Below are 26,467 nucleotides of genomic sequence, written 5' to 3'. Positions count from 1 at the left end.
CGGCCCCCTTTGGTGCGTATATATTTGCGCATTAACGCACGGGTGTCAAGCGTCAGTACGCAAAATTATGCGCAAGATAGGACGATGAAATGACCCCAATCGACCTAGCTCTCTCCTACCGTGATCGCGGATGGCCCGTCTTCCCCTGCCGCGCCGGCGAGGAGCACGACCCAGAGACGGGCGAGATCAGGGACGCCAAGTCGCCGCTCACGCCGCGCGGGCTCAAGGACGCGACCACACGGCAGGCCATCGTGAGCGCGTGGTGGGAACGGAAATATCCATCCGCCATGGTGGGCATCCCTACAGGCGAGGCGATCGGCGCGTGGGTGCTCGACATCGACGTTCCTCCGGATCACGCTGACGGCCGCGCGTGGCTGGCGGAAATGGAGGTGAAGAACGGTGCTTTACCCGAGACGCTCACGGCGACGACGCCGAGCGGCGGCACACATTATTTCTGGCGCCACGTCGACGGCGTGAGGAACAAGGCGGCTATCGCGCCCGGCGTCGATACCCGCGGCACGGGCGGTTATGTCATTGCGCCTGGTAGCGTCATGGCCGACGGTGGCATCTATTCGTGGGACAACAATCTGCCGATCGCCGAGGCGCCGGCGTGGCTCATCGATGCCGTGACCAAGAAAGCAGAGCAGCCGAAGGCGACCAGTCCATCCGTCGCGCCAGCGTCGGCGCCGTCTCGCGACTTGGCGCCCTACGTCGAGCATGCAGTCGACGCCGAGATGCGCGAATTGGCGGAGACGGGGAGGGGCAGCCGAGGCTATCAGCTCAACGCCAGCGCCTTTTCGATGGGACAGCTCGTCGGGGCCGACGTGTTATCGCGGGATGAAGCCGAGGACCGGCTATTCGGCGCGGCAATTGCCAATGGTCTGCTTGAGACCGACGGCGATCGTGAGGTGCGCGCCAAGATCCGCCGCGGCCTTGAGGCTGGCATGAACCACCCGCGCGATATTCCGGAGCCGACCTTTCGCGAGGACAACACCCGCCTTGTGGATGTGAAACAGATGATCGCCACCGGCCTCGCCAAGGGCGGCGGAGCGGCGAGCATCGAGTGGGGCAGCGGGAAGATCGACGACACCGCGCCGGCAGGGGGTGAAGCGACCGACGACAGCCCCATTGTCCTGACGCCGTTTGCCTGGGTCGATCCGTCGACCTTGCCGCGCCGTGAGTTCGCATTCGGCCAGCACTATATCCGCAAATATGTCTCGGTGACGGTGGCGCCTGGCGGTATCGGCAAGACATCCAATAGTATCGTCGAGGCACTGGCCATGGCCAGTGGCAAGGCGCTGAACGGTGTCGCCCCGCCTCAGCGGTTGCGCGTCTGGCTCTTCAACGCTGAAGATCCGCGCGACGAGCTCGATCGGCGCATCATGGCGGCATGCATCCATTTCGGCCTGACGCGCGAGGACATCGACGGCTATCTCTTCGTCGACAGTGGCCGTGAGCAGGAGGTTGTCGTCGCGATCGACGATCGGCGCACCGGCCTAAAAATCCAACGGCCGATCGTCGAGGCGGTAGTGCAGCAACTCGCCAAAAACCGCATCGACGTGGCGATCATAGACCCGTTCGTGTCGACGCACGGCGTCAACGAGAACGATAACGGCGCCATCGACAAGGTCGCCAAGTTGTGGGCTCAGATCGCCAACGACGCGAATTGCGCGATCGACATCGTCCATCATCTGCGCAAGGTTGCTGACCGCGAGGCGACGGTAGACGATGCCCGCGGCGCGGTGTCGCTGATCGGCGCGGCCAGGTCGGTGCGTGTGCTCAACCGGATGACGGAGGATCAGGCCAAGGCGGCAAGCCTCTCGCCAGACGATCGGTTCGGCTATTTCTCGATCACCTATGGCAAGGCCAATCTGACGCCGCTGTCGCATCGTGCGGATTGGCGACACATCGTGTCGGTTGGGCTCGGCAACGGCCGTCAGCGCCACGCTCGAGGCAATGTCGCCATGCTCAAGCAGGATCACGCGCCGGTTGTCACGGCATGGCAGTTGCCAACGAAAGCCGACATGATCAAGGGGGTTCCGGCTGAGCAGATCGACTTGATCAAGGCCCGCGCGGCTGGCATGTCGCTGACCTATAATTACCAGTCGAAAGACTGGATCGGGCATCAGGTGGCCGATATCCTGCAAATCGACCTGCCGGAGGGCAGGGCTAAATCGGCAGAGCACGCGCGGATTGAGCGGATGATCGATGCGTGGATCGACGATGGTGTGCTCATGCGAGAGGACGTGAAGGGCACCGACCTCAAGCATCCTGACCGGCTGACGACATACGTCAGAGCTGCGGCGTGAGGGTCTGATCGACATGGATGCCGTAGACGGCACGAAAGCGATAGCGGCGCCTTGATTGGCGCCCTTTCTCGCTTTATGGAGAAGAGAACGAACGGTGAACATTGATCCATCATGGCGATCCGCACCCCGCATCAGTTTGTCATCGAGCGCGAAGACCCGCAGGGTGACGAGTGGGTGGCCAGCTTTGACAGGTTCGTTGTGGCGCGCGATGCGCTTCCGTTGGCGGCCAAGCATTATCCAGGCGAGTCGCTTATCCTGCGCCACGGCGCGAGGATCGTGATGAGGGCTTGTGAGAGGGCTGGTGAATGAAGATCGGAATAGCGCTGATGCTGGCCGGCTTTGTCGTGACGATCAACCATCCGGCAGAGGCAGATCCTCTCCCTGTTTGCACTGGCGGCAACCGCGCCGCGCGGCACCTGACATGCATCGTCGACGGCGACACGGGCTGGGAGGCCGGGCGAAAATGGCGCCTCGAATTAGTCGACGCGCCCGAGTTATCCCATCCAGAATGTGCAGCCGAAAAGCGGCTTGCTGTCGCCTCTCGCGACCGTCTACGCGAGATGATGGGAAAGGGATACCAAATCCACTGGAGCGGAGAGAGCGGCCGCTATGGGCGCGCCCTGGTCAAGATCGATCTCTCCGACGGCCGAGATGCTGGCGATGCTCTGATCCGCGAGAACCTCGCCCAGCCGTGGCCGAACCGCGGCAATGTCTGGTGCGGGCGGTGAACAACATTTTCTCAAATCCCCCCCTTGCAATCTGTATCGTCACGATACATATTTAAGCTGTCAGCAGCGAGCTGATGACCGCGCCTCGGGGATCAGGGGCAGGAGCCGAAAATGACCAAGTCCGTTTCGTTCACGACGCCGCGCGGATCGGAAATCACCATTTCGATCATCACCGAGCGCGAACTCATTTCCGATCACAATTTCACAGAGGCGTGCTGGGAGCTCGAGCTGCGCTGCGGGGCCATCTGCACAACATCATTCGAGCGCGTCGAGTATGGCGAGCACGGCCCTTGCCTCAAATTCCAGGCAGGCTCCCGGCAAGAAGGCAAAAAGACCATCATCACCTATGCCCACTCTCAGATTCCCGCCGACAAGCTCGCGGAAGTCGATGGCCTGATCGCCGAGTATCGCGCCGAGGTCAGCCGGCGCCTTGATGCCAGCATCGAGACCGACCGCCGCATGGCCAAGCACGATGAGTTTGCCCGCCGCTTCTACGATCCGAAGAGCGACCTGTGATGACCGACTATTCTCACGTCAAGTTTTCGGCGACCAATCCCAAGCAGCTCCGCACGGCGCTGCTCCATGCGATCCAACGCGACTATGAGATCGACAAAGAAATCGATGGCGACCCGAGCTGTATCCGCCATGGTGTTTTTGTCGGCGGAAGGCACATCGGCTACCAAGGCTCGGTGTCACCGGATGGTCGCCCTCATATCCATTTTATCCAAAGTCTTGGGCTAAGGAGGGTGTGAGGTGTACTTTAGCCATGTCACCCTCGACACAGGCCACCGGGCGAGACAGCCACGGGAGGCCGTGGCCGACACCGTCATCGAGATGATGCGGCCGATCCTCGACAGCGCGCTGACGGGCGGCAAGCCCGCCGTGCCCGGCTGCGAAGGCTATCACCTCGCTTCAAGCCACGCGACGCGCAACACCATGTTGGCGACGCTTTACCACGATGACGGGACACCGATCCTGACGACGGCCGTCTGTCTCAAGAGCCGCGACGGCCCGAAGCTGTGGCGGATGCTCCACGAGCGGCCGCTTGCCACGCGGCCGGATGATCCGCCACCCGCGCCGTGGATCGCCGACAGACTGGAGCCAGGCGCGATGGCGCATCCGGACGCGCTCGCATGGACGGGTGATTTCTCCCGGTGCCTCGCCTGGGCGTGGGCGGAGTATGATCGATGATGGATTTGACCGGCTCCGATATCCAAGCGTTTCAGGAGGCGCACGGCCTGTCCGATCTTGCCCTGGCGCGGGCGATAGGATGGCCTGACAGCGGACGGTCGAAAGTGTGGCGCTGGAAGCTGCCGGAGGGGCACAAGGATCGCCTCGTGCCGCCTCCGGAGATTGGCCTGGCGCTCGCCGCGCTCGCGGCCGGGCTGGAGCCCTGGCGCTCCAAGTAGACAGCCGTAAAGCAAGACATTCAAGGCGCCGCGGGAGGCGCCTTCTTTTTTACCATTTTTCTGTTGACGGTAAAATGGTGAGATGGTAGACAGTGATCATCGATGGCGAAGAGGTGATGTCGATGACGTTCTACATCTTCAGAGACAAGCTCCGTTATGTTTTGAGCGAAGACGATGGTATGACTATGCCATTCGAGACCGAGCATGAGGCGACTGGCGCTGCTGTCAATACCGCCACCGACGCCGGGTCGCTCTACACGATCTTCTACTGCCGGCCTTAGGCGTTTTTTTGCCCGCAGCCACCATTTTACAGGATCAACAATGTTCGCCACCATTCTTGCGTTCACCCGTGCCAACGGCACCAGGACGATCAGGATCATCGAGGGCAACTGCATGGATGCGGCCAGCGATATCTGCCGCCGAAGCTCGGCCGACATCTTCGACGGAGCGCGCGTCGTGGATTGGCGCATATGCCTGACGCCAGCCCGCGATATCCGCATCGCGATCGAGAAGGCATTCGATCCAGAGTGGGCCGACATGGCAGAATCTCAGATCGACAACTTCATCGACATCGACGCTCAGGCCCGCGCCCACGTCGAGGGCAACTACGACGACATGATGGCGGCGGCGTGATGGGTGGCGCCAAGGCTCGTGAACTCACGACGAAAGAGATGCTGGCCGCGATCGGCGTCGAAGTCCGGAATACGCCAGCCTGTGGGAACTCCGAACGTGAGTTGTTTCACGGCGAGAGGTCCCTCGGCTTTTACAAGGCGATCGATGCGAGCGCCGCGCTTGCAGATGGCTCGTTGGCTCGCAAGATCGCCGAGAACGCCTGACGATGCCGCTCTGGCTCCTCCTCCACTTGGTGGCGCTCCCGCCGCCGACGAGACACCTAGCCCGCAGCCTGCCCATCGGCCGCGAGCGTGATGCGGGGATCGATTGGTACGGCAACCGCCCGCCGCCGAGATGTCTGGCCTCGGTATGGCTGGTGAGACCTTGAAAAGCCGGGGCACCGCATCGCCCCGGCAACCACTCCTGAAAATGACTCTCCGGCCGCGGCACTCGCCCCGACCCGAACACCAGATGGAGAACCATCATGATTACGATTTTCGCCAATAACGGCAAATCCCCCACCATTCGGCTTTTTCGCGGCGACCGGCTCGCCCACCTCGGCACGCTCATGCGCGGCCGCGATTCCGATTGGCAGGCGGTTTCGTGCGAGGCCTCCGAAGTTCGGTCGGTTCTTATGGCCGCGTTCGGCATCGAGTGGTTCAACAGGGCGCGCGGCGAGCTCGCGGCGATGGGGCTGTGAGATGGGCCGGTTCTTCTGCGGGTGGTGCCTGCTGTTTCTATTGTGTGGCTGCCTCATGTCCGCCGCCGTGGTCCATGCCGCAAAGACATCCGCGCGGATCGTGATGGCCGATCAAGAACGATTTTCGGCCTACCGCATCGCCAGTCAGGAGCAGGGGAGATGAATGCAATGGATGTCATGCCGACAGAATCCACGACATCAGTCGAGACGAATTCGCTAGTTGATACGACCTCGTCAGTCGAGGCGACTTCATCATCCGAATCCAGAAGTACCCGCCGCCGCCGCATCTTTCGCGAGCGCGCTCGGCGCGGTCGGGCAGCCCTTGCCGAATCCTTCCCGAAGTGCTTCGCGGCTCATGGCGCGGACAAGACGCCACTCAAAATCGGCATCTACCACGACATCATCGCGGCCATGCCGGACATCTCGCGCGGCGATCTGCGATCGGCCATGTTCGACTACACCAACGGCCGCCGCTACCTTAGGAACGTCGTCGAGGGCGCGCCGCGCATCGATCTCGCTGGCGAACCGTCTGGCGTCGTGACGGCCGAGGAAGCCACCTATGCGGCGGGTAAGATGGCTGGGCGGTAATAGGTAAGGACAGTCCTGCTACGCCTCGGCGATAGCTCACCACAACCAAAACGAGGCGTAACCACGCCAATTACAACTTCCCCACGCCATAAAGGCGGGTGGGAATGGTGGGGAAAATGAGCCGAAACTTCTATTCGCCCACATCCCCCGTAGGGATGATGTGGGGAAGCCATCCCAGGAGGTGGGAAAAATGGCACAAGCCAAGCCGCGGTCAAGGGTCACCCGCCAGACCGTCACCCGCGACGGCAAGCGGATTCGCGTCACCACGACGACGCACCTGGACGGATCGGTTTCAACCAAGGTCACAGATGCGCCGCCGCTCGAATGGCGGCTCCAAGCCGCCGCGATCAAGCGTTTGCACGGGATGGCGGCGCGGGGCCTCGATTTCGCTTTTGCGGGCGATATGAACGGCCTACCGCTGCTTTCGCCATCGTCGAAGGTCAAGGCCAAGGCCACCGGCATGACGCCGGGCGAGCACGACATCAGGATCTATCTTCCCCACGGCCGGCTGGGCCTGATCGAGTTGAAGAACGCCGACGGCAGGCCATCATCGGAGCAAACCGCCCGCCACAAACGGCTGGCAGAGCTGGGCTTCGACCGGCAGGCCGTGGTCAAGGAAAGGGAAGAAAACGAGGTCGCAGACGCAGTCGAGAGGATCGTTCGGGGCTGGATGGGCGAATAGTTTTCTTCTGTTCCCCACGACGTTTTCTCAGGATTGGCGCGCCAGAGTTGTCGGCTACGTCCCTAGCCGGAATGGCTGAAAAGCGCTCCACGGTGCCGTTATGGCGATTTCGGGGTTTTGGGGCTCGATGGATGGTCCAAAGTAGGCATGCCCACTGTGGAGAGGGGTTGACTTAGTGAGCACTCCTCACCCAGCCCAGCCCACCTCCTTCATCTCACTTCCGGCTGGAGGGTGCTGGAGAGACCCCACCGCCCCCACCTCCCTCACCCCCCTATCCCCTAAAGGGGATATAGGGGGAGGTGGGGAGGGGTGAGGTAGGCTCTCCCGCAACCACCCGAGTAGCTAAAATCCCCACCTAAACCAGTACCGTGGGGAAGTTGTATTTTCTGATCAGTACAACCTATTGCGGTTGTGGCTTTGGGGGGATCAATGGCGATGCCATCAACGTCCACATCTGGCGGTGCGAATATCGCTAGATACGGAGCTGCGAACGGGTCGCGTTCCCGTATCCAGTTGGTCATGGACTATTCGGCTGCACTTGCGACGGCGCAGCCTGGTTTGCGGATCGCCAGATTGATCTGTCTGGCCTATGGCGTGACGATCGACGACCTTCGCAGCCACCGCAGGACAAGTCCGCTGCCAGATGCGCGGCAAGCCATCTCTTACTGGTGCCGCAGGCGAACCGGCCTCTCATATGCGCAAATCGCCAAGCTCGTCGGCGTCAAGGATCACACAACGATCATCCATGGCGTGCGCCAACACCCATACAACCGACTTAAGCAACGACGATATTTGCGGCCTCTGACGTCATTTAGGGTGTGAATTTTACTATATACCATCAGCGCCGCGAGATGGATGGCAAAGATGTCTTGTCGTACCCCTGAAGAACATCGCAATGTCGTAGATGCATGGCGCGCCGTCGCGCCATCCAGTGATAGTGAGATCATGTCTGCTCGCAGGGCGACAGAATACCCAAAGCTTGGTGCCATGGCCGATGCTCTGGCGCCTTTGCTCGCGTGGATGCAGCGCCCCGACGGCATCGCCGAGGGTATCGAAGTCGATCCTGTCGATATCCCGGTGGTCAGCACCAACTGGCGCACCACGCCGCAGCCGGCAGAGATGTCTCCCGAGGACGTCGATGGAATGCGGACAGAGCGCCGGTGGGCGATGCGCCCAACGGTCGGCGAGATCATGGCCGAAGTCGCCGAAGGTAAGACTGATCGCAATGCCGATGGCCAGATCGTCGCAATCGGCAGGCTGCGTTTTAGCGACGGCTCGCAGACGGAGCGCGGCTATCGCTACAGTGCTGATGGCAAGATCACAGCTTGCAGCATCAGAATGCCGACCGGATCGATGCTTGGTGTGCGCGACATCGAAGAGCGGGCTCTCGGCGGCGAGGGATCGGACGGATCGGACATTGATCGGAGCAACCGGTATTTCGCCGAGGTGTTCGGCGCGGCGTTCCGGTTTCTGCCTGGCGGCAGGATTTGTCGAGGCAGATCTTACACAGCCGCCGAATCCCGCGCCATGCTCGCCGATGCCATTGCCAATACGCCAGTCATGCCAGAAGTGCGTCGCTACCCTGCGGGCCTGCCGTGCGGATCGCGCAATGTCGCCGAGAACTTCATCGGCATGCGAAAGGAAGTCGGTGGCGGTGGCGGCTCTGTCGGGTGGGAAGATATCTTCATGGCCCACATCAATCGCAGCGAGTGGGCGGCAACCGTCGCCAATCTGAGCGATGAAAGTCGGCAGACACTCGATGCAACCGAAAAGGCGAAGGGGATCGCGGATCTGGCGCCTGGCCGAAGGGGCGGGAATGCGTATGCGGCAGGACGTAAGCGCCTTCAGGCTGCCAACGACAATCTGATGGCCGCTATGAAAAAAGTTGCGGCCTAGGCGGGAGTATTTGCAGTCTCATGGTGTGGAACAGTGAAGGGGCTTGATCCTCTACACAGTTCCGCGCGCACTGCGGCGGACGCTCGGCCATGCGGCACAAGATGCCGCCTCTGAGCTGGGCGTAACTACCAGATCACTCTCGGCGCGTCTCTCCTCCGCGACAGAGTGAAGCCCGGCTCCTCGAAAGAGTTTGAGCCGGGCGCCATTCATCAGGAAGATGGTTTGATCCCAATTTGTCCTGACCATCATGGCCGGTCCCTCTGCGCTTGTGCATGGGTCGGCTTTCCCATCGTGCGCCATAGCGCCGATAGGCCGGAAGACTGGTTGTCTCCACGGCTTTCTTGAAGAGCGATCGAGAAAGGGAAATCGTTATGGAAGTTGGTACCGTCGTCATGTTCAAGGCCGGGCCGAAAAGCACCTTCGAAACGAAGGCGACCATCGTCGGAAAGGCCAAGACGCCTCGCGGCGAATTCCTTGTGACCAAGGATGATGAAGGCGTCGAGCGCAAGGTGCGCGAGGCGCGTGTTCGTCTGGCTGCCTGACGGCTGAAGGATGGCCAGCCTAACGGCTGCCGTCGAATAATTGGCCCATCGCGGGCCTGAGCGGGTCGGTTCTCGGCTTCGGCCTTGACGCTACACGGTCACCTGGCACCGTGCCGACGAAGCCCGGCAAGTTTTGTTTAAGATGGCGATGGGTGAGTGAATGGCCGACTTCTCAGGAAGGCTGGCGATAGCTCTGTGGGGCTGGTCACTTGGTGTGCTCTTGTTTGGAGCCGTCTTCCTGTTCGTCATTGGGTGAGTGAATGGCCGAGCATCTTATCGAGACGCCATTCGTGTTCCCGCTCTTGGGCATTGGTGCTCTCGCCGTCATTGTTCTTGCTGGCTTGATTGCGACGGGGCGCGGCGATGAAGAGCGATCGTCCTGACCAACGCAGTGCAGAGGCCGATGTTTATCGTCGCCTCTACAAGACGCCGCAATGGCGCGCGCTGCGGCTGTCAAAGCTGTCCCAAGACCCACTTTGTCAGTGGTGCCTAGAGCGGGAGATCGTCGAGACTGCAACTGAGGTGCACCATGCTCGGCCGCACCGAGGTGATGAGGGGGCGTTCTGGCGCGGGCCGTTCATCAGCACGTGCAAGGCCTGCCACGCCAGCCGAGGGCAGCGTGAGGACCTCGGGCAGGACGTCGTGACCTTCCGGGCCGATGGCTGGCCGGCGTGAAGTGTGACAAATAAGTCGCAGTTGCTGAAATGTCACTGTTGCATAAATGACGCACTGGAGGGGGTATCGTCAATTTCCAGGACGACGGCCTCCAGGGACCGGCGCGGGCACATTCCGCGCGCATCCACCATTCAAATGTTGAGCCTGAAAGGGCAGTGAGCCATGGCGAGGCCAAGAACGCCTCGCGCCAAAGCAGCGCTTGAGGCAAGCGACGCGAAGAACCCGCAGCGATTTAAGGACCGAAAAGAACCGGTTGTCAACAGTCCGATCGGCGAGCCACCTGAGTGGATGGTGGACACCAATGCCAGCAAGGCACGGACGGCATGGGAAACGTTTGTTCGGGAGGTCCCGTGGCTGAATGGGTCGCACCGCAGTTTTCTCGAGATCGCCGCCACGATCCGCGGCAGATTGATGGTCGGTGATGATGTCGGCGTCCAGGCACTGAACCTGCTTCGCCAGTGTCTCGGGCAGATGGGGGCAACGCCATCCGACGCGTCAAAGGTGGCGATACCAGATGACGGCGAAGAGAAAGACGACATCCTCGACTAGCGGGACGGCCCTTGATCGCGTGAACGCCTATGCGCGCGCTGTGTTGAGCGGCGAGGAGATAGCCGGCCCGCATGTCAGAAACGCCTGCCGTCGTCATTTTGACGACCTGGATCGCGGCGCTGCGCGCGGGCTGTGGTGGGACGATGCCGCTGCGGTTCGGGTGTTTCGGTTCTTTGAAGAGCGACTGAAGCTCAGCGAAGGTCAATTCGAAGGTACGCCATTTAGGCTTCACCCGTCGCAGGCGTTCAAGCTCGGTTCGCTGTTCGGATGGAAGAACGCGAGCGGCAATCGCCGCTTTCGGCGCGCCTATATCGAAGAGGGCAAGGGAAACGGCAAGTCGCCATTCGCTGGTGGCGTCGGCCTGTACGGCATGATGGCTGACAGCGAGCCCGGCGCTCAGATCTACGCTGCCGCCGCTACGAAAGATCAGGCGAATATCCTGTTTCGCGATGCGGTTAAGATGCGCAACCAGTCGCCAGCGCTAAGGGATCGAACGAAGCCGAGCGGCGGGCCGGGCAAGGAGTATAATCTTGCCTACCACGCGAAGAATTCGTTTTTCCGGCCGCTATCGAAAGAGGCCGGCAAGACTGGTTCTGGCCTGCGCCCACATTTTGCGCTGTGCGATGAGGTGCACGAGCATCCCGACCGGTCGGTTATGGAGATGCTGGAACGCGGATTTAAGTTCCGTCGTCAGCCGCTTCTGTTGATGATTACGAACTCCGGATCAGACCGGAATTCGGTGTGCTGGGAAGAGCACGAACATGCCGTCAGGGTGGCGGCTGGAACGCGCGAACCCGATGATGATTTCGCTTATGTCGGCGAGGTCATAGACGATTCGACGTTCGCCTATGTCTGCTCTCTCGACAAAGACGATGATCCGCTTGAGGACTCGTCGTGCTGGAAGAAGGCAAACCCGCTTCTCGGCACCATCCTGACAGAGGAATACTTGGCTGGTGTCGTCCACCAGGCGAAGGTGATCCCCGGCAAGCTGAACGGCATTCTACGTCTGCATTTCTGCGTTTGGACGGATGCCGACAAGGCATGGATGCCGAGGGCGACGGTCGAAAAGGTGATGGAGGATTTCGACCCGTCGATTCACTACGGCGCACCGCTTTACATGGGCATCGACCTGTCCGGAACGAAGGATATGACCGTCGCCGCGTGCGTTGTGCCGACCGGGAACGTCGACGTCAAGCGCGATGACGGATCGGTTGCCCACCTCCCGACCTACGACGCTTGGGTCGAGGCGTGGACACCAGGGCAGACGCTTATGGCGCGCGCGCAGGCCGACAAGCAGCCTTATGACTTGTGGGTGCGGGATGGCTATTTGAACACGACGGATGGGCCGCGAGTGCGGTTCGACGTTGTTGCGGCGCGCGTGGCCGAAATAGACAGCCTTTATGACGTGGCGTCGATCGCGTACGACAACTACGCCTATGCTAGATTTTCGGAAGAGCTGGATATTTTTGGCGTCAACGCTGAGCAGCTGCCGCACCCGCAGGGCGGCAAGGTGCGAGCCCGCCCGTCTGAAGAGAAAATAGCGGCGGCCAAGGCTGCAGGCGAGAAGGTGCCGCTTGGGCTTTGGATGCCTGGCTCGGTGACCGAGCTCGAAAACCTGATTGTCGATGGTCGGATACGCCTTCGGGCGAGCCCTGTGTTGATGTCTGCCCTGATGGGCGCGACTTTCGACAGAGACGCGCATGATAATCGCTGGTTCGTGAAGTCAAAGGCCTCGGTTCGCATCGACGCTGCCGTGGCGCTGGCCATGGCGTGCGGCGCGGCATCCGATGGCGCGACAGTGGTGCAGCCTGTGATGTCGCCATGGGACGATCCGGATTTCAAGCTGGTGGCCTAAGAGAACGGTGGCGCAATGAGGCTATTCAATTGGGGCCGCAAGGGCGGACCCAGCGCTACTGAAACGCGCGCATCCATCGAAAATCCCTCGGTTCCGGTTGGTGCCGACGGTTTTCTGACGTTTTTCGGGGTGAATGACGCCAATTTACCCGCGATCACCATCGATAGCGCGTTGTGTGTGCCGTCGGTGTGGGCTGCGGTTGCGTTTCTTTCGCGGACGCTGGCGACACTGCCAATCCACGCCTATCGATCGTCGAAAGACGGACCGAAGCGGCTCGGTGGAAAGATCGAAACCGTAATCCATGACGCGCCGAATGACGGCATGGATTCGTTCAAGTTCCGTCAGTATTTTTGGCAGCAGGTTTTTACCGGCGGCCGTGGCCTGGCTTGGATTGAGCGCACGCCGGCTAGCCTAGAGGCTATATGGCCGATCGACCCGTCGAAGACGACGATTTCAAAGTCGCCGAACGGGACGTTGACCTATGTCGTAGGGGGGCAGACCTACGACGCGACAGAAATCATCGACGTGCCATTCATGCTCAAGGCTGATGCGGCTGGCCATTATGGCCCGATAGCGCGCGCCAGCAAGGCCATCCAGTTGGCGCTCGCGATGAATGACTACGCCAGCAATTTCTTTGCTGGCGGCGGCGTGCCGCCGTTGGCCTTGTCCGGCCCCATGCCGGCGGGGCCTGATGCGGTTAAGAGAGCGCAGCAAGATATCAGGCGCGCGATCGACGCGGCCAAGGGCAGTAGCGAACAGGTTTTCCCGATCCCTGCCGGCTATGATTTGAAGCCTGTTGGGTTTGACCCTGAAAAGGGACAGATGACCGACGCGCGCCGGTTTCAGATCGAGGAAATTGCTCGCGCCTACCAGCTACCGCCGGTTTTCCTGCAGGATCTGACGCACGGCACTTACAGCAACACAGAGCAACAGGGCGCCATCCTCGTCAAGCACCTCATCGGCCAGTGGGCGAAGGCGCTCGAGGGCGAGATGACGTTGAAGCTGTTCGGCCGCAGTGGTTCGTCCCGGTACGTCGAGCATAATCTCGATGGGCTGATGCGAGGCGACTTCGCGACGCGCATGGAAGGCCTGTCGAAGGCTGTGCAGAACGCGCTGCTGACGCCGAACGAGGCGCGAGAGCTTGAGAACAGGCCATCGCGACCAAATGGCGACGACCTGATGATCCAGGGAGCGACTGTCCCAATGGGACAGCAAAAGATGCAGGGCGCTGCTGCGAATGACAATCAACAGAATGAGGCGCAAGCCGCATGAACGGCATTGAAAAGCGCGGCGGCTCCCTTGGCGTTGAGGTGCGAGCCGACAGCGATAAGCGCACACTCGTCGGGTACGCAGCGGTGTTCAACAGCGACACCGTAATCGGCGATTTCATGGTCGAGCGGATCGTTCCTGGGGCGTTCAGCAGGGCGCTGAGGGCTGATATCCTCGCGCTCGTCAACCACGATCCGGGCCGCGTCGTCGGGCGCACCAGGAGCGGCACTTTGCGGCTCGCCGAGGATGATCGCGGCTTGAAGGTTGAGATTGATGTGCCCGACACTACGGACGGCAACGATCTCTGGACGCTAGTTGAGCGTGGCGACATTAGCGGCATGAGCTTTGGTTTTCGCGTCACAAAGCAGGAATGGGACGATACCGGCGATTTGCCGCATAGGACCATTCTTGAGGTGGAGTTGTTCGAAGTCACCGCAACTCCGATCCCGGCGTATCCAGACACCAGCCTCGCAATGCGATCGCTCGAGAGCGCGCGTGCTGAGGCTGAGGCCGCGCGAGATGTGGAGCGGCGCAAGCGCGAAAACGCCGCCGCAGCGCAGCGTCGCATCGCCGAGAAACACGCAATTCAGGAACAGAAGTTTCGGCGCATCCGGCAGGACGCCTCGTAGCCGGCCATCAGGCCGAAGTCACCCGGCGCCAGCCGGAGGGCCGGACGGTTAGTCCTGCCAGATCTCATCATAGCCCGCCGTGTGCGGGCTTTTTCATGCCCGAAAGGACTATCCAATGAACCTGACCGAGATGCAGGAAAAGCGCGGCCGGCTGGTCGCGCAGGCTCGCGAAGCGCTCGACGAGATCAAAAACAACACAGACGAGGCGCGCTCCGCTGATCTCGATGCTCGTCACGACGCCATCATGGCTGAATATGATCAGGTCGAGAGCTTGATCGAGCGCGAGCAGAAGATGGCCGACATCGAGAAGCGGCTTGAGGAGCGTACGAAGGAGCGCGAGGCAGAAGACCGCCGCAAGCGTCGCCCGAACCAGGGTGATAACGTTGAGCACCGCGGCCAGGACGACGGCGACAAGCCCGAATATCGTCAGGTGTTTTACAAGTTTCTCGCTGGCGGCGCCGATCTCGGAGAACTCGACGCCGAAGAGCGTGCGATCCTGAGGGCTGGCGTTCAGTCGCTCAAGGAATCTCGCATGCAGACGACCGGCACCAATTCGGCCGGCGGCTATACGGTTCCGGTCGAGCTCGCGAACTTCATCGTCAAAACGATGAAGGACTGGGGGCCGATGTACAATGAAGACATCGCGACCGTCATTCCGACGAGCTCCGGCAACATCATCAACATTCCGACCATCGACGACACGGGCGTTACGGCTGAAAAGCACACCGAGGGCGCTGCGCTGACGGATGATGGCGGCAAGGACGCCACTTTCGGCCAGAAGCAGCTCGGCGCCTATGTCTACGACACCGAGTTCGTCAAGTTCTCGATGGAGCTTGCCGCCGACAGCATCTTCAACATGGAGGCGCTGCTTGGCGCGCTGCTCGGTGAGCGCCTTGGCCGTATCGCAAATCGCGAGCTGACCATCGGCGACGGCGTTGACGATCCGAACGGTGTCGTTACCGCTTCTTCGCTCGGGAAAGTCGCGACGGCCGCTGCCGCGATTGCTTCCGACGAGCTCATCGACCTTCTGCACTCGGTCAATGCGGCTTACCGCCGGTCTCCGAAGGCTCGATGGATGTTCTCAGACCTGACGCTGGCGGCCATCCGCAAGCTCAAGGATGGCGATGGGAACTATCTGTGGCAGATGGGCGACGTCACCAAGGGCGAACCTGGCGTGCTGCTTGGTTACCGATACGAGATCAACGACGACGTCCCGGCCATTGCGGCTGGCGCGAAGCCCGTCATCTTCGGTGACTTCTCGAAGTATTTCGTCCGCAAGGTTGGGTCGCCGGTCATTGGCGTGCTTCGTGAGCGATTCTGGCCCGATCTCGGTATTGCCGGCCTGATCAGGTTCGACGGCGAGCTCGGCGACACCGCTGCGGTGAAGCACCTGATTATGGCCGCTTCGTAAGTTGTGAACCGCCGATGGTGACGGTCGGCTCATCATGGTGGGCGGTCTTTGCCGCCCACCTCATGAACCGAAGGAGTTTCGATGAAAATCAAGATGATTTCGAGTGTTGCTGGTGTCGACTTCGCGTTGTCGCCTGGCGATGAAACGGATCGATTTGGTGATGCGGAGGCCATTCGCATGATCGAAGCCGGATTTGCCATCCCGGTCGCTGGCCAGGAAATGGAGCGCACCGTCGTCGATCATGTTGCCGAACGCCGCGGCCGGAAAGGAAAATCCAATGTGGTATCCGGCAACGGTGACGACACCGCCGGCCACTGAGCCGGTCACTCTGGACGACGTCAAGCGACAAGTTTACGTCGACCACGATGACGACAATGATCTGATTGAACGCTTGATTGCTGCGGCTCGAGATCATGTCGAGCGGTATTGCGGCGCGATGTTCGCAAGCCAGACGGTCACGATCAAATGCGACGAATTCGGCGATTTCTCTTATCTGCCGGTGGCGCCAGTATCGTCGATCTCATCCATTGAATACGATGCTATTGGCGGGACCGCAGTGACGCTGCCAACCAGCGTCTACGAGCTGCGATCTGACGGCATAGAATCGCGCATTGTTCTCAAATATGGCCAGCAGTGGCCCCCCATCCAGCCCGGATCACGCATCACCGTAACGGCAGTGGTCGGCCATGACGATGTGCCGCCGGCCGTGAAGCACGCCATGCTTCTCTACATCGCCAACGCGTTCGAAAACCGCGAGAACGCCGCAGACGGCGGTTGGACGACGATGGACAGCCTCCTTTGCAACTTCCGGCGAGGCTAAAATGCCATGGGTGCGCTTCACCTCAAATTATGATTATCGACCCTCTGAGCGCCGAGGCCGCGTTACGATTGCGTTCAAGGCTGGCGCGGTGCGTTTTGTGCGCCGTGAATGTGCAAGCCGAGCCATCGCCGCTGGCCGCGCCGAAGAAGTGAATAGGCCGGAGCGCCAATGCCGAATGCAGGAAGCCTGAAGGAGCGCATCGCTTTCGACGCACCGGTGATGAGCCGGGACGAATACGGTGGCACCGTGATAGGTTGGGAAGAGCGGACATCGTGCCGGGCAGGGCTGCAGTATCGGAACGGCGGCGAGCAGGTCATGGCCGATCGCCTTAGCGGGACGCAAACCGCCGTGATTACGGTGCGAAGATCAAGCGCGACCGCGATCATTACGCCGCAATGGCGGGCCCGCGACGTGCGCAGCGGGACCATATACAACATCCGCGAGGTGCGCTTGCCGCCTGATGACCCATCCGTCGTCGAGATCATGGCGCAGTCAGGAGTTGCCGTCTAATGGCTGTTCGCGGACTTGCAAGCCTGAAAAAGAAGCTTGCGAGAATGCCTAATGAGGCGCGCAAGGAGATCCGCAAAGCGCTTGATCAGGGCGCCTATGAGATAGCTGAGACTGCCGCATCGTGGGCTCCCGTCGATAGCGGCGACCTTAAGAGGTCGATCGGATATACGTTTGGCGAATACCGTGCGGCGAACGCCAATGTGCGAGGCGTGACGGGCCGATCTGGCGCATCTGGTGACCCTGATTTGAGCGTCACGGTACATGCGGGAGATGAGAAGGCTTGGTACGCCGCGCTCGTTGAATTCGGCACGGCGCCGCACTTCGTTGAGAAGGGCGCCGCCACGGTAGTCGGTAAGATTAGGAGAAAAGTGCGCGGCGGCGGTAAACAGCACCCTGGAACCAAGCCGCAGCCGTATTTTTTTCCTGCCTATCGAGCAAACAAGAAGCGAATTAAGGCAAGTATAGCGCTTGCGACTAAGCGCGCCGCTCAGAAGGTTGCCAATTCATGATTGGTCCGCAGGTACAGGCGGCCGTCTTCGCCGCCTTGACATCTGCCGATGTGGCTGATGGCCGCATCTTTGACGGCGTCCCTGATGGCGCGGTGTTCCCATATGTTGAGATCGGAGACGAGCAGATCGTTGATGATGGCAATACATGCTCGGATGCATGGGAAGTTTTTATAGACTGTCATATTTGGAGCAGAAGCCAAAGCCGGACAACGGCTGAGGTAAAGCAAATCGGGGCAGAGATCGTCGATGCACTGTCTCAAGAGCTTCCGCTAAACGGATACAGCGTCGTCTTATTTAAGCTTGATACAGCAAGATATTTGGATGATCCAGATGGCATCACAAAGCATGGCATTGTAACCATGCGATACGCCGTCGAGGAAGCCTAGCACCAAATCATCACATCTGGAGAATTCAATATGGCCACGGCTAACCCGGTCAAATCGATCTCGGGCAAGAAGCTGCTCGTGCAGATTGGCGATGGCGCATCGCCTGATGAGGTGTTCGCGTCGGACTGCATGATCAATGCTGAGCGCGGGCTTGCCCTCTCAGTCGATAGCAACGACTTCGTCATCCCGGATTGCGATGACCCCGATGCCGCTGGATGGAAAGAGCGGGAAGTGGACGGCATGTCAGGCACGATTTCTGGCTCGGGAATGCTGCACACGACCAGCTTTGCGACTTGGTTCAACTGGATGGAGTCTGCGGCGCCGAAGCGCTGTCGCGTGACCTTGGATGTCACGGCGGCAAACGGCGGCGGCTATGTTGAGGGCCTATTCTTCTTGACTAGCTTTGAAGTGAAGGGCAGCCGTAACGACAAGGTGACGGCGGATGTTACGCTTGACAGCACGGGCATCCTTACTTGGACGGATGCCGCCTAATGCACAAGCACGGAACCGTAGTCCTCGCATGGGGCGACGGAGAATATCCGTTTCGACTCGGGCTCGCCGAAATGGGCGAGCTCGAAGACAAGCGAGATGCTGGCGTTTGGAGTCTGCTCCAGCGTCTTCGTGACGGCGAATGCCGCACACAAGATGTCGTGGAAACAATCCGCCTCGGCCTGATTGGCGGAGGTGTGACGCCGGTCGAGGCGCTGAAGAAGGTCCGCGTCTACTGCGAAGAGCGGCCTATCGAGGAAAGCCGCATCGTTGCGTTCAGCATCCTCGGCGCATCCATGACGCGGCTTCCTGGCGACAAGGGAAACGAGCAATCGGGGGAAGGCGACCCGGCGGGGACGATGAGCGTCTCGACCTCGCCGGGATCGTCGGAAGCGCAGCCGCCATCGGCGTAAATGACCCGCTGTCGCTATCGCTCGCTGAGTGGTGCGCCGCCGTCAATGGTTGGCTGAAGGCGCACGGCACGGAAGAGGCGGCGCCGCCCACGGAAGAAGAGTTCGAGGCCGCGCTCATGAGGTTCGGGAGCGGCCGATAAAACTGTCATCCTGCAGTCGAGCAGCTCTTGGCCTTCATCGTGGATTCGATCGCGTTGACTTTGCCCTTCGCGATGGCGACCTGACCCTCCTTGTCGCCGCCGAAGGCGCTGGAAACAGGCACCCCGAGAAGGAAGACACCGAACGCGTCACCACTGGCGGCGTCGTTCTGTTGCTTGCTGAGGGAGGTAAGCGCGCCCTGTTCCTTCATGTATTCCTGCGCCAGCTGCTTGCATTCCAGATTGCCATAGGCGGCCATGGGCACCTCGACCGGCACAATGGCATCCGGACGCTTGGCGCATGACGACACCGTCGCGGCGAGCGCGACCAACGCGATGATCTGCTTTTTCATGATCCCTCCAATGCGGAGGGCGATAGAATTGTATCGCAGCGGTTGTGTCAATGGGGCGAAATTGAGGCGAAAGCGCTCATGGCGGGCAGGCCGCCGCTTCGGCGTCGGCCGCTGTGATCATAACGCCGATCAGAAAAAGCAGCCCGAAATCCATTTCACCTTCTCCCGTTCGGCGATGATTAAGAGAGACAGGCATGGCGACAGATATTGAGCGCCTGGTGGTTGAGCTCTCGGCTCAGATCAACAAATATGATCGCGATCTGCGCAAGGCTCAAGGAATTTCCGACCAGCGCTTCCGCGCCATTGAGACGCGCGCTCAGAAGATGAGCAAGGCGCTGCAATCCTCCTTTTCGGGGATCGGGCGTAGTTTGGTCGCCGGCCTCACGGCCTATGTCGGCGTCCAAACCCTCGGCGACATTGCAAAGGCGGCGGCATCCTATCGCGATCTTCAAAACGCGCTCAAGGTGACGGGTCTCGAAGGCGAGGCGCTCGCTGGCACGTTCAACAGCCTCGCGTCGATCGCGATGCGCCAGGGCGCGCCGCTCGATGCTCTGGTGACGCTCTATTCTCGGGCGTCCCTTTCGGCCAAGGATCTCCACGCCTCGCAGTCGGAGCTGATCCAGTTCTCCGAGGGTGTGGCGACCGCGCTGCGCGTGCAGGGCACCTCGGCCAGCGAAGCATCCGGCGCGCTCCTCCAGCTGACCCAGGCGCTCGGCAACGGCACGGTGCAGGCGGAAGAGTACAACTCACTCCTCGATGGCGGGCAGGCGATCCTGCGCACGGTGGCGGCCGGGCTCAAAGAGGCAGGCGGGTCCGTTTCGGAGCTGACGAAACTCGTCAAGAGCGGGCAGGTCTCATCCGAGGCGTTCTTCCGTGCATTCCTGGCGGGGCAGGGCCAGTTGCAGGAGCAGGCGAGCAAGGCCGAGGGCACGGTCGCCCAGTCTATGAACCGCATCGGAACGGCGATGACGCTGCTGATCGGCCATCTCGACGACACGACGAGAGCCTCAAGTAACGCGGTCGCTAATCTCAACGCCGTCGCAGACGTTATCCAGAAGCTGCCGTCTTACATTGATGCTGCAGCGGAGGGGTTCGAGTCGTTAAACAAATGGCTGAATGACGTCGGAAACTCGTCTTTCTTCAAGAAAATGAACGAGATACTCGGCGTGAATGAGATGACGCCGGATGAGCTGCGCAAGCTCGGCATCAACCCGGCTGCAGACGGGGCAGATAGCCGCGTCGCCAACGCATTTTCGGACACGGCTGGCACCGGTGTCGCGACGGCATCAAAAACCAGCCGAGTGACATCTGCGCCGAGCCAGGTCTCCATCCTGGATCATCCGGTCAACAGCTCCAAAACCACCAAGACCAAGAAGGCCCGCGAGGACGATTGGCAGCGCGAGACGCGGCAAATCCAGGAGGAAACAGAGGCCATCAAGGCCGAGACGCTGGCGCAGTCGGCGCTCAATCCGCTTATCGATGATTACGGCTTCACCCTTGAAAAAGCGCGGTCGGAACAGGAACTTCTGACCGCAGCCAAGCGCGCCGGCGTCACGGTGACGCCGCAGCTCCGCGACCAGATCAATCAGCTCGCCACAGCCTATGCGCAGGCAACTGCCGAAGCCAATAAGCTGGATGAAAGCCAATCTGAGGCTCGCCGGAGCGCGGCAGAGATGCGCGACCTCGGGCAGGACGCCCTGGGAGGCTTCATCAAGGATCTACGAGACGGCAAATCAGCGGCCGACGCCTTTGCCGATGCCCTCGGCAAGATCGGCGACAAGCTGCTCGACATGGCGCTCAACAATCTGTTCGACCCCAAATCTGGGGGAGGACTAGGGGGTCTGCTTGGCGGCATCGGGAGCCTTCTTTCCGGGGCCCGAGCTTCCGGTGGCCCGGTTTCTGCGGGCGGGGCCTATCTCGTCGGCGAGAAGGGGCCGGAAATCTTCGCCCCGACGCGATCCGGCACTATTCTGCCGAATAGCGCCGTGAAGTCAGCCGGCGGTCAGGTTTACTCGCCCTCGTATGTCATCGACGCACGTGGAGCCGAGGCAGGCGTGGAGCAGAAGATCGTGGCGGCGATCAAGGAGTACGACAAGGGCTCCTATGGCCGGTTCCGGTCCAATTTGGACCGGACTAAGACGCGCAGCGGGGCGTTGCGCTGATGGCCATCACCTTTCCCCGCGCCATCCCCGACGTGCCCTATGTCGGGGCCGATCTGGAGCTTATCGAATCCGTGTCGCAGTCGCGATCGGGTGAGCGGCTGACCAATATCGTGGAGTACGCCGATCCCGTTTGGCGGGTGACGCTCACGACCAAGCCTTTGCGCCCGCCCTTGGCCGCATCGGTAGAGGCGTGGTGGCGCTCGCTGCGGGGCGGGCTCAAGACGGTGCTCTATCGGCACCCCTGGTACTGCACACCGATCGGCAATGTTTCGAGCCGAGGCCCGGAGCTTGATCCGGGGACCGTCTCCAGTGTCGCCAGCGGCAATGTGGTGGCGATCGCCAGCGTCGACGCGGGGCTCGTGCTTTCGCCGGGCGATTATGTCTCGTTCGCCGCGGTGAGCGGCGTCCGTCATCTCGGGCAAGTCTCGGATGTTTCGGGCACCGGCACGAGCCGAACCGTCACGATCGAGCCGCCTGCGCCGGTTGGACTTAATCTGGTGGGTGCGACGGCTCGGTTTGACCGCGCCGAGTTGTTAACGCGGCCGATCGCCGGATCGCACGACGTGTCGGGCTCATCGACGCTCAAGACGATCACCTTCCAGCTTCTGGAGAGCGCGACATGAGGTCTTTACCTGAAGCGGTGCTCGCCAAGCTCGACGCGGGCCTGATCGTCACCCGTGGTCTGATGCGCTTCGACTTCGGGGGCGGGACCTACGCGTTTTGGACCGGGACCCAGCCGCTCACCTATGAGGGGCTGACCTACCTGCCGGGGAGCATTATCGAGGTCGAGGCGGTCCATGGATCGTGGGGGATGGATGCCGAGGGGATGAAGATCACTCTGGCGGCCGCGCCAGACGACGGCCTGACGCCCGACGTGCTCGCGACAATCGAGCAGGAGGACTATCACCAGCGCCCGGTGACGATCTCCGACCTCTATATCGATCCCGACACGCGACAGATCCTGTTCCGGGAGCCGGTCTATCGAGGATACGTCGACGTGATCGAGCACGACGACGGGCCGGAGCCGAAGCTCATCGCTAGCTGCGAGAGCCGCGCGCTCGACAATCAGCGCGAGGGCTACCGGATGCGATCCACCGCCGATCAGGCCCTGATACACGACGGCGACCTGTTTTTTCAGCACGCCGAGGTCGCGGGTAAGCAAGAGCTGTGGTGGGGGCGCAAGAAGCCATGACGCGCGTCACGGGGTGGGAGAAGGCGCTCGTCAGCGTGATCGAACGTCATGCCGCCATGCCCTTTGCCTGGGGCAAAAGCGACTGCGGGATGCTCGCGGCCGATTGCGTCGAGGCGGTGCTCGGCGAGGATCTGTTCGGCAGATATCGCGGCTATTCGACGGAACTCGGCGCCGCGCGGAAGCTAAAGAAGGGCGGCTTCAGCACCGTCGAAGATGTCTTTTCCTCCGCTTTTGAAGAGGTGGCGCCGTCCCTCGCGCAGCGCGGCGACGTGGGCGTGATCGAGCGCGACGGCAAGATCGGCGCCGGCGTTATCACGTCCTTCGGCTTTGCCTGTCGCGGCGAGACGTCCGTCCGCTACGAGCCCATCACGGCTGTCAAACGAGCCTTCAAGGTCCGATAAATCATGGCCATCATTGCAGCAGCGGTCGCGGCGATCGCTACGGCGGCTGGAGCGTCTGCATCCTTCGCCGCCTTCATCGGCCAAGCGGCCGTGGCCGCTGTAGGAATCGGCTTGTCGCTTGCCGGCTCGGCGTTTGCGAAAAAGCCGAAGGCACAAGGCACCGGCGGCACGAAGCTCGAGGTGCAATATGGCGGGACGGTCGGACGCCAGATCGCGGTCGGCCTCGTCGCGACGGCCGGTCAGGACATCTACTCCAACACCTATGACGGCAAGAGCAACAAGCGTCTCCAGAAGGTCTATGTGCTCTCCGACAGCCGCATCACGTCGGTCAAGCGCGTGGCGATCAACGGGTACTGGTACGTCCTCAGCACGACGGACATCACCGCCGAGGGCGCGGCCGTCATCGCGACGGGCTCCGAGGATGCGGCGGTCGGTCACCTCAGGATCAAGGTCTATGACGGGACACAGACGGCCGCAGACCCGAACCTCGTGGCCAAGAGCAACCCCGCGGGGCGCTGGACCGCTGCCCATGTCGGCTATGGCGTCGCCTACGCCGTGGTAACGGCCAAGTGGGACGATGACGATATGTCAGCCGTCCCGCAGCTGCTTTTCGAGATCGAGGGTGCGCCGCTCTACGATCCCCGCAAGGACTCTTCTGTTGGCGGCTCCGGGGCGCACCGGTGGAATGATCCGAGCACGTGGGAGTATACGGAAAATCCGATCATCCAGGTCTATGCCTATGAGCGCGGCTTTTGGATCGGCGATCAGCTCATCATCGGCAAAGGGATGCCGGCCTCAGACCTGCCCGTCGCGGCGTGGATGGCGGCGGCGAACGTCTGCGACGAGACGGTTGATGGATCGCAGCGCTACCGATCGGGCTACATCTATGAGGCCGGCGACGGGATCACGCATCAGGACAACCTTGAGCCGGTGCTCAACGCTGCTGCGGCGATGTTGATCGAGCGCGTCGACGGTGATTATCCGATGGTGGGGGCCAATCAGCCCGTGGTTGCCACGCTGACCGACGCCGACCTGATCGTCGATGCGCCTCGCAAATTCCAGGCCAAGAGATCCCGCACCTCGCTGATCAACGCCGTGTGGGGCTCCTACAACAACCCCTCCGATCTTTGGTCTCAGGCGTCGTTTGAGCCCCAGGTGAGCGATACCGCGCTTGCCGCCGATAGGGAGTGGCACGGCATCTCCATCGACTGGAAGGCCGTGGACAACGAGGGGCAGGCGATCCGGCTTGGTGATATCGCGCTCCGTGAAAACCGCTATCAGGCGAGCGCGACGATCACGGTGCGGCCGAGATGGGTCGTGTTGGAGGTCGGCGACTGGATATCGTGGGCCTCGGCGCGCTACGGCACCCGGACTTATCGCGTGGTCGGGCGCTCGCTGGCGCCGCTCAACGCGCAGGGCGCGCGCAACGTCACGCTGACCCTCCAGGAGATCGGCAATGGCGTCTATGACAGCTCCGTCGTCATCCCCGAGCGGACGCCGAGGGTGGGGCAGGAGCCGCCGCAGTACGTCTCGACGCTGCCTGGCTTTGGTGCTTTGCCGACGACCGTGACGAGCGAGGACGGGCGCACCTATCCGGCGCTCTATGCCTACTGGACGCTGATCGACGATGTGACGGTCGATTCCGTCGTGATCCGCTACTGGGCGGCGGCCGACGACAGCCAGATGATCACCAAGGTCATCCAGATCGACCAGTCGGCGCCGCAGACGGATGCGATCCTCGCCGAGGGCGTTTTGCCGCGCACCGATTACGAGATCGAGGGCACCGTGGCGGCCAGCCCGCCGCGCGGCGTGACCTGGGCGGGGCCGGTGACAGTCACGACGGGCGACGAGGAGCTGTCCGTCAGGCTGATCGACCTCAAGGAGGACGTGCAAGAAGTCCTGACCTACGGCCAGCAGAACTTTTACGCACTCCAGTCCCTTATCGAGGGGCTGGCCTCATCGGTGGCTCTCACCAACGCAACAGTGGTTGCCGAGGCCCTGGCGCAAAATGACCGTGGCTGGCAGCTCTCGGCGCAGATCATAGAGGAACGCACCACGCGAGCCTCGGAGGATGAGGCGCTGGCGACGCGGACGGACGCCGTCCAGGCAACCGTGACGGATCTGTCGGGTCAGGTGCAGGGGCAGGCAACGGCGCTCAACAGTCTCTCCTCCAGTGTCTCGACGCTCAACGGCACCGTCTCGGCGCAAGCCTCCGCGCTGACCGGCGTCCAGGCTGCGGTGGGCGATGCGACGGCAGACGGGCTGATCCGATTTGAGGCCGTCGCGGCGCCGGCTGGCGTCTCAGCAAGGCTGTCGATCCAGGTGCGAGCATCGACGGCCAGCGGCTATGCCAACAGCGGCATCTATCTCGACGCGATGGGAGACGGCGGCAGCAGGATCGTCAACATGGCCAACCAGTTTATCGTCACCGACGGCGCCAACGCCTACCTCCCGCTCGTCTATGAGGGCGGGGTCCTCAAGCTCAACGTCGCGCAGTTTTACACGCTCCAAAGCGGCAACGGCAAACTGGTGATCGACGGCACCAACGGCACAATCTCGATCTACGACTGACCATGGCTCTCCGAACCTATATCAACGCCGGACGCCTCATCATCTCAGAGGCGGGCTACAACGCCGACCCCGCCCTTGCCGATGAGCACAAGGTGTTCGACAGCAATTGGGCGTTCTCGGGCAGGGTGATCGCGTCCGGTTTTCTGATCGATCCCGCTACGCCGGCAAGCGGTAACGATGTGACCGCAAGCAATACGGATCAGACGTTTTCCATTCCGGCAGTGTTCGATGTCATACCTACGGTTCGGCTCGTTCTGGTGGCCCCATCGCAGTATGTCTCCCCGACCAACTTCACCTTAGCTTTTTTCGGGCGGTACGTCCGATCGGTCAGCGGCACCAGCGTGACCATAGGGCGTGATCGTGCCCCGCCATCTGGTGGTTCGTCTCGTTGGTACATCAGACACGCATTTTACTGGGTCTACTCGTCGTGACGAAAAGGCTGCAAATCGGGCAGATTGGAGGCGCTTTCGGGCTTGCTGTTGCCAAACCAGGCTATGACGTGGATGTGGCTACTTCCGGCAGCTTGCTCCTAACCGATAGGGACCGGATATCGCGGGTCGCGCTTTCCGGAACCTTCGCCGTTACAATCGACCACAGTGATTTTCTGAACTCAGAAGGGGTCATCTGGTCTAGGTACCGATACTACTGGAGCGTTGGTCTAGGTAAATTC

General features: G+C 61.4%; 36 protein-coding genes. 35 read left to right on the top strand and 1 reads right to left on the bottom strand.

Annotated features, from left to right (window positions below; all coding sequences use genetic code 11):
* Positions 1-89 precede the first annotated feature (89 nt).
* From B5D38_RS16945 to B5D38_RS16810, 29 genes are all read left to right on the top strand, one after another.
* A complete protein-coding gene (locus B5D38_RS16945; protein ID WP_078709623.1) occupies positions 90-2,309 on the top strand; it encodes a bifunctional DNA primase/polymerase in 2,220 nt (739 codons plus the stop codon).
* A gap of 111 nt (positions 2,310-2,420) precedes the next feature.
* Positions 2,421-2,618: a hypothetical protein gene (locus B5D38_RS16940; protein ID WP_078709622.1), complete on the top strand. Its 198-nt coding sequence runs from the start codon at positions 2,421-2,423 to the stop codon at positions 2,616-2,618.
* A complete protein-coding gene (locus B5D38_RS16935; protein ID WP_078709621.1) occupies positions 2,615-3,037 on the top strand; it encodes a thermonuclease family protein in 423 nt (140 codons plus the stop codon). Before B5D38_RS16940 ends, B5D38_RS16935 begins: the two co-directional genes overlap by 4 nt.
* A gap of 111 nt (positions 3,038-3,148) precedes the next feature.
* Positions 3,149-3,553, top strand: coding sequence for a hypothetical protein (locus B5D38_RS16930; RefSeq protein WP_078709620.1), 405 nt, complete (start codon positions 3,149-3,151; stop codon positions 3,551-3,553).
* On the top strand, positions 3,553-3,789 hold the full coding sequence (locus tag B5D38_RS16925) for a hypothetical protein (RefSeq protein WP_078709619.1): 237 nt from the start codon (positions 3,553-3,555) through the stop codon (positions 3,787-3,789). Before B5D38_RS16930 ends, B5D38_RS16925 begins: the two co-directional genes overlap by 1 nt.
* A 1-nt stretch (position 3,790) precedes the next feature.
* Positions 3,791-4,228 (top strand): hypothetical protein, encoded by a 438-nt coding sequence (locus B5D38_RS16920; RefSeq protein ID WP_131829948.1) that lies wholly within the window; start codon positions 3,791-3,793, stop codon positions 4,226-4,228.
* Positions 4,225-4,446, top strand: a complete 222-nt coding sequence (locus B5D38_RS16915; RefSeq protein WP_131829947.1) for a hypothetical protein — start codon at positions 4,225-4,227, stop codon at positions 4,444-4,446. Before B5D38_RS16920 ends, B5D38_RS16915 begins: the two co-directional genes overlap by 4 nt.
* 92 nt (positions 4,447-4,538) lie before the next feature.
* The gene (locus tag B5D38_RS16910) at positions 4,539-4,727 is read left to right on the top strand and encodes a hypothetical protein (RefSeq protein ID WP_078709616.1); all 189 of its coding nucleotides are present in this window, start codon (positions 4,539-4,541) and stop codon (positions 4,725-4,727) included.
* 40 nt (positions 4,728-4,767) lie between these two features.
* Complete coding sequence (locus B5D38_RS16905) at positions 4,768-5,079, top strand: hypothetical protein (protein WP_078709615.1); 312 nt, start codon at positions 4,768-4,770, stop codon at positions 5,077-5,079.
* On the top strand, positions 5,079-5,282 hold the full coding sequence (locus B5D38_RS16900; RefSeq protein WP_078709614.1) for a hypothetical protein: 204 nt from the start codon (positions 5,079-5,081) through the stop codon (positions 5,280-5,282). Before B5D38_RS16905 ends, B5D38_RS16900 begins: the two co-directional genes overlap by 1 nt.
* A gap of 260 nt (positions 5,283-5,542) precedes the next feature.
* A complete protein-coding gene (locus tag B5D38_RS16895) occupies positions 5,543-5,758 on the top strand; it encodes a hypothetical protein (protein WP_078709613.1) in 216 nt (71 codons plus the stop codon).
* 159 nt (positions 5,759-5,917) lie between these two features.
* On the top strand, positions 5,918-6,346 hold the full coding sequence (locus B5D38_RS16890) for a ProQ/FINO family protein (RefSeq protein ID WP_078709612.1): 429 nt from the start codon (positions 5,918-5,920) through the stop codon (positions 6,344-6,346).
* A 190-nt stretch (positions 6,347-6,536) separates the two neighbouring features.
* On the top strand, positions 6,537-7,028 hold the full coding sequence (locus B5D38_RS16885; RefSeq protein ID WP_078709611.1) for a hypothetical protein: 492 nt from the start codon (positions 6,537-6,539) through the stop codon (positions 7,026-7,028).
* A 429-nt stretch (positions 7,029-7,457) separates the two neighbouring features.
* The gene (locus B5D38_RS22860) at positions 7,458-7,850 is read left to right on the top strand and encodes a helix-turn-helix domain-containing protein (protein ID WP_078709610.1); all 393 of its coding nucleotides are present in this window, start codon (positions 7,458-7,460) and stop codon (positions 7,848-7,850) included.
* Positions 7,851-8,015: 165 nt separating this feature from the next.
* The gene (locus B5D38_RS16875; protein ID WP_078709609.1) at positions 8,016-8,924 is read left to right on the top strand and encodes a hypothetical protein; all 909 of its coding nucleotides are present in this window, start codon (positions 8,016-8,018) and stop codon (positions 8,922-8,924) included.
* A gap of 371 nt (positions 8,925-9,295) precedes the next feature.
* Positions 9,296-9,466 (top strand): hypothetical protein, encoded by a 171-nt coding sequence (locus tag B5D38_RS22245; protein ID WP_165690887.1) that lies wholly within the window; start codon positions 9,296-9,298, stop codon positions 9,464-9,466.
* A gap of 363 nt (positions 9,467-9,829) precedes the next feature.
* Positions 9,830-10,141 (top strand): HNH endonuclease, encoded by a 312-nt coding sequence (locus B5D38_RS16870; RefSeq protein WP_078709608.1) that lies wholly within the window; start codon positions 9,830-9,832, stop codon positions 10,139-10,141.
* Positions 10,142-10,303: 162 nt separating this feature from the next.
* On the top strand, positions 10,304-10,690 hold the full coding sequence (locus B5D38_RS16865) for a hypothetical protein (protein ID WP_078709607.1): 387 nt from the start codon (positions 10,304-10,306) through the stop codon (positions 10,688-10,690).
* A complete protein-coding gene (locus B5D38_RS16860; protein WP_078709606.1) occupies positions 10,656-12,545 on the top strand; it encodes a terminase large subunit in 1,890 nt (629 codons plus the stop codon). The genes B5D38_RS16865 and B5D38_RS16860 overlap by 35 nt, the downstream gene beginning before the upstream one ends.
* Before the next feature lie 15 nt (positions 12,546-12,560).
* A complete protein-coding gene (locus B5D38_RS16855; protein ID WP_078709605.1) occupies positions 12,561-13,817 on the top strand; it encodes a phage portal protein in 1,257 nt (418 codons plus the stop codon).
* Positions 13,814-14,443: an HK97 family phage prohead protease gene (locus B5D38_RS16850; RefSeq protein ID WP_078709604.1), complete on the top strand. Its 630-nt coding sequence runs from the start codon at positions 13,814-13,816 to the stop codon at positions 14,441-14,443. The genes B5D38_RS16855 and B5D38_RS16850 overlap by 4 nt, the downstream gene beginning before the upstream one ends.
* Positions 14,444-14,558: 115 nt before the next feature.
* On the top strand, positions 14,559-15,854 hold the full coding sequence (locus tag B5D38_RS16845; RefSeq protein WP_078709603.1) for a phage major capsid protein: 1,296 nt from the start codon (positions 14,559-14,561) through the stop codon (positions 15,852-15,854).
* An 81-nt stretch (positions 15,855-15,935) separates the two neighbouring features.
* Positions 15,936-16,172, top strand: a complete 237-nt coding sequence (locus tag B5D38_RS16840; RefSeq protein ID WP_078709602.1) for a hypothetical protein — start codon at positions 15,936-15,938, stop codon at positions 16,170-16,172.
* Complete coding sequence (locus tag B5D38_RS16835) at positions 16,132-16,674, top strand: head-tail connector protein (RefSeq protein WP_078709601.1); 543 nt, start codon at positions 16,132-16,134, stop codon at positions 16,672-16,674. Before B5D38_RS16840 ends, B5D38_RS16835 begins: the two co-directional genes overlap by 41 nt.
* A gap of 168 nt (positions 16,675-16,842) precedes the next feature.
* On the top strand, positions 16,843-17,184 hold the full coding sequence (locus tag B5D38_RS16830; protein ID WP_078709600.1) for a phage head closure protein: 342 nt from the start codon (positions 16,843-16,845) through the stop codon (positions 17,182-17,184).
* Positions 17,184-17,693 carry an HK97-gp10 family putative phage morphogenesis protein gene (locus B5D38_RS16825; protein WP_078709599.1) on the top strand — a complete coding sequence of 170 codons (510 nt, stop codon included), beginning with the start codon at positions 17,184-17,186 and terminating at the stop codon, positions 17,691-17,693. The genes B5D38_RS16830 and B5D38_RS16825 overlap by 1 nt, the downstream gene beginning before the upstream one ends.
* Complete coding sequence (locus B5D38_RS16820; RefSeq protein WP_078709598.1) at positions 17,690-18,079, top strand: DUF3168 domain-containing protein; 390 nt, start codon at positions 17,690-17,692, stop codon at positions 18,077-18,079. The genes B5D38_RS16825 and B5D38_RS16820 overlap by 4 nt, the downstream gene beginning before the upstream one ends.
* A gap of 30 nt (positions 18,080-18,109) precedes the next feature.
* Positions 18,110-18,571: a phage tail tube protein gene (locus tag B5D38_RS16815; protein WP_078709597.1), complete on the top strand. Its 462-nt coding sequence runs from the start codon at positions 18,110-18,112 to the stop codon at positions 18,569-18,571.
* Complete coding sequence (locus tag B5D38_RS16810) at positions 18,571-18,981, top strand: gene transfer agent family protein (protein WP_078709596.1); 411 nt, start codon at positions 18,571-18,573, stop codon at positions 18,979-18,981. Before B5D38_RS16815 ends, B5D38_RS16810 begins: the two co-directional genes overlap by 1 nt.
* A gap of 145 nt (positions 18,982-19,126) precedes the next feature.
* On the opposite strand, the gene B5D38_RS16805 is transcribed toward B5D38_RS16810, so the two are convergent.
* Positions 19,127-19,471, bottom strand: a complete 345-nt coding sequence (locus tag B5D38_RS16805; RefSeq protein ID WP_078709595.1) for a hypothetical protein — start codon at positions 19,469-19,471, stop codon at positions 19,127-19,129.
* A gap of 194 nt (positions 19,472-19,665) precedes the next feature.
* Between B5D38_RS16805 and B5D38_RS16800 the strand changes: the two genes are divergently transcribed.
* The 6 genes from B5D38_RS16800 to B5D38_RS16775 are packed head-to-tail and all read left to right on the top strand — an operon-like array spanning position 19,666 to position 26,228.
* Positions 19,666-21,633: a tape measure protein gene (locus tag B5D38_RS16800; protein WP_078709594.1), complete on the top strand. Its 1,968-nt coding sequence runs from the start codon at positions 19,666-19,668 to the stop codon at positions 21,631-21,633.
* Complete coding sequence (locus B5D38_RS16795; protein ID WP_078709593.1) at positions 21,633-22,256, top strand: hypothetical protein; 624 nt, start codon at positions 21,633-21,635, stop codon at positions 22,254-22,256. Before B5D38_RS16800 ends, B5D38_RS16795 begins: the two co-directional genes overlap by 1 nt.
* Positions 22,253-22,825 carry a baseplate hub domain-containing protein gene (locus B5D38_RS16790; protein ID WP_078709592.1) on the top strand — a complete coding sequence of 191 codons (573 nt, stop codon included), beginning with the start codon at positions 22,253-22,255 and terminating at the stop codon, positions 22,823-22,825. Before B5D38_RS16795 ends, B5D38_RS16790 begins: the two co-directional genes overlap by 4 nt.
* The gene (locus B5D38_RS16785) at positions 22,822-23,226 is read left to right on the top strand and encodes a DUF6950 family protein (protein ID WP_078709591.1); all 405 of its coding nucleotides are present in this window, start codon (positions 22,822-22,824) and stop codon (positions 23,224-23,226) included. Before B5D38_RS16790 ends, B5D38_RS16785 begins: the two co-directional genes overlap by 4 nt.
* 3 nt (positions 23,227-23,229) lie before the next feature.
* Entirely contained in the window at positions 23,230-25,797 is a 2,568-nt protein-coding gene (locus B5D38_RS16780; RefSeq protein WP_078709590.1) for a phage tail protein, read from the top strand.
* A gap of 2 nt (positions 25,798-25,799) precedes the next feature.
* Positions 25,800-26,228: a hypothetical protein gene (locus tag B5D38_RS16775; RefSeq protein WP_078709589.1), complete on the top strand. Its 429-nt coding sequence runs from the start codon at positions 25,800-25,802 to the stop codon at positions 26,226-26,228.
* Positions 26,229-26,467: the final 239 nt, after the last annotated feature.

It is taken from the genome of Consotaella salsifontis (assembly GCF_900167365.1).
GTDB lineage: Bacteria > Pseudomonadota > Alphaproteobacteria > Rhizobiales > Rhizobiaceae > Consotaella > Consotaella salsifontis.
This window is presented reverse-complemented; position numbering and strand designations above follow the sequence as displayed.

Bases quoted from the DNA above. Each gene is read 5' to 3' on its own strand.
- B5D38_RS16825 (WP_078709599.1), top strand. From the start codon at position 17,184: ATGGCTGTTCGCGGACTTGCAAGCCTGAAAAAGAAGCTTGCGAGAATG.
- B5D38_RS22245 (WP_165690887.1), top strand. From the start codon at position 9,296: ATGGAAGTTGGTACCGTCGTCATGTTCAAGGCCGGGCCGAAAAGCACC.
- B5D38_RS16855 (WP_078709605.1), top strand. From the start codon at position 12,561: ATGAGGCTATTCAATTGGGGCCGCAAGGGCGGACCCAGCGCTACTGAA.
- B5D38_RS16835 (WP_078709601.1), top strand. From the start codon at position 16,132: ATGTGGTATCCGGCAACGGTGACGACACCGCCGGCCACTGAGCCGGTC.
- B5D38_RS16930 (WP_078709620.1), top strand. From the start codon at position 3,149: ATGACCAAGTCCGTTTCGTTCACGACGCCGCGCGGATCGGAAATCACC.
- B5D38_RS16900 (WP_078709614.1), top strand. From the start codon at position 5,079: ATGGGTGGCGCCAAGGCTCGTGAACTCACGACGAAAGAGATGCTGGCC.
- B5D38_RS16865 (WP_078709607.1), top strand. From the start codon at position 10,304: ATGGCGAGGCCAAGAACGCCTCGCGCCAAAGCAGCGCTTGAGGCAAGC.
- B5D38_RS16820 (WP_078709598.1), top strand. From the start codon at position 17,690: ATGATTGGTCCGCAGGTACAGGCGGCCGTCTTCGCCGCCTTGACATCT.
- B5D38_RS16860 (WP_078709606.1), top strand. From the start codon at position 10,656: ATGACGGCGAAGAGAAAGACGACATCCTCGACTAGCGGGACGGCCCTT.
- B5D38_RS16780 (WP_078709590.1), top strand. From the start codon at position 23,230: ATGGCCATCATTGCAGCAGCGGTCGCGGCGATCGCTACGGCGGCTGGA.
- B5D38_RS22860 (WP_078709610.1), top strand. From the start codon at position 7,458: ATGGCGATGCCATCAACGTCCACATCTGGCGGTGCGAATATCGCTAGA.
- B5D38_RS16935 (WP_078709621.1), top strand. From the start codon at position 2,615: ATGAAGATCGGAATAGCGCTGATGCTGGCCGGCTTTGTCGTGACGATC.
- B5D38_RS16885 (WP_078709611.1), top strand. From the start codon at position 6,537: ATGGCACAAGCCAAGCCGCGGTCAAGGGTCACCCGCCAGACCGTCACC.
- B5D38_RS16890 (WP_078709612.1), top strand. From the start codon at position 5,918: ATGAATGCAATGGATGTCATGCCGACAGAATCCACGACATCAGTCGAG.
- B5D38_RS16895 (WP_078709613.1), top strand. From the start codon at position 5,543: ATGATTACGATTTTCGCCAATAACGGCAAATCCCCCACCATTCGGCTT.
- B5D38_RS16805 (WP_078709595.1), bottom strand. From the start codon at position 19,471: ATGAAAAAGCAGATCATCGCGTTGGTCGCGCTCGCCGCGACGGTGTCG.
- B5D38_RS16915 (WP_131829947.1), top strand. From the start codon at position 4,225: ATGATGGATTTGACCGGCTCCGATATCCAAGCGTTTCAGGAGGCGCAC.
- B5D38_RS16940 (WP_078709622.1), top strand. From the start codon at position 2,421: ATGGCGATCCGCACCCCGCATCAGTTTGTCATCGAGCGCGAAGACCCG.
- B5D38_RS16945 (WP_078709623.1), top strand. From the start codon at position 90: ATGACCCCAATCGACCTAGCTCTCTCCTACCGTGATCGCGGATGGCCC.
- B5D38_RS16810 (WP_078709596.1), top strand. From the start codon at position 18,571: ATGCACAAGCACGGAACCGTAGTCCTCGCATGGGGCGACGGAGAATAT.
- B5D38_RS16840 (WP_078709602.1), top strand. From the start codon at position 15,936: ATGAAAATCAAGATGATTTCGAGTGTTGCTGGTGTCGACTTCGCGTTG.
- B5D38_RS16790 (WP_078709592.1), top strand. From the start codon at position 22,253: ATGAGGTCTTTACCTGAAGCGGTGCTCGCCAAGCTCGACGCGGGCCTG.
- B5D38_RS16815 (WP_078709597.1), top strand. From the start codon at position 18,110: ATGGCCACGGCTAACCCGGTCAAATCGATCTCGGGCAAGAAGCTGCTC.
- B5D38_RS16925 (WP_078709619.1), top strand. From the start codon at position 3,553: ATGACCGACTATTCTCACGTCAAGTTTTCGGCGACCAATCCCAAGCAG.
- B5D38_RS16845 (WP_078709603.1), top strand. From the start codon at position 14,559: ATGAACCTGACCGAGATGCAGGAAAAGCGCGGCCGGCTGGTCGCGCAG.
- B5D38_RS16795 (WP_078709593.1), top strand. From the start codon at position 21,633: ATGGCCATCACCTTTCCCCGCGCCATCCCCGACGTGCCCTATGTCGGG.
- B5D38_RS16830 (WP_078709600.1), top strand. From the start codon at position 16,843: ATGCCGAATGCAGGAAGCCTGAAGGAGCGCATCGCTTTCGACGCACCG.
- B5D38_RS16775 (WP_078709589.1), top strand. From the start codon at position 25,800: ATGGCTCTCCGAACCTATATCAACGCCGGACGCCTCATCATCTCAGAG.
- B5D38_RS16870 (WP_078709608.1), top strand. From the start codon at position 9,830: ATGAAGAGCGATCGTCCTGACCAACGCAGTGCAGAGGCCGATGTTTAT.
- B5D38_RS16850 (WP_078709604.1), top strand. From the start codon at position 13,814: ATGAACGGCATTGAAAAGCGCGGCGGCTCCCTTGGCGTTGAGGTGCGA.
- B5D38_RS16785 (WP_078709591.1), top strand. From the start codon at position 22,822: ATGACGCGCGTCACGGGGTGGGAGAAGGCGCTCGTCAGCGTGATCGAA.
- B5D38_RS16875 (WP_078709609.1), top strand. From the start codon at position 8,016: ATGGCCGATGCTCTGGCGCCTTTGCTCGCGTGGATGCAGCGCCCCGAC.
- B5D38_RS16800 (WP_078709594.1), top strand. From the start codon at position 19,666: ATGGCGACAGATATTGAGCGCCTGGTGGTTGAGCTCTCGGCTCAGATC.
- B5D38_RS16905 (WP_078709615.1), top strand. From the start codon at position 4,768: ATGTTCGCCACCATTCTTGCGTTCACCCGTGCCAACGGCACCAGGACG.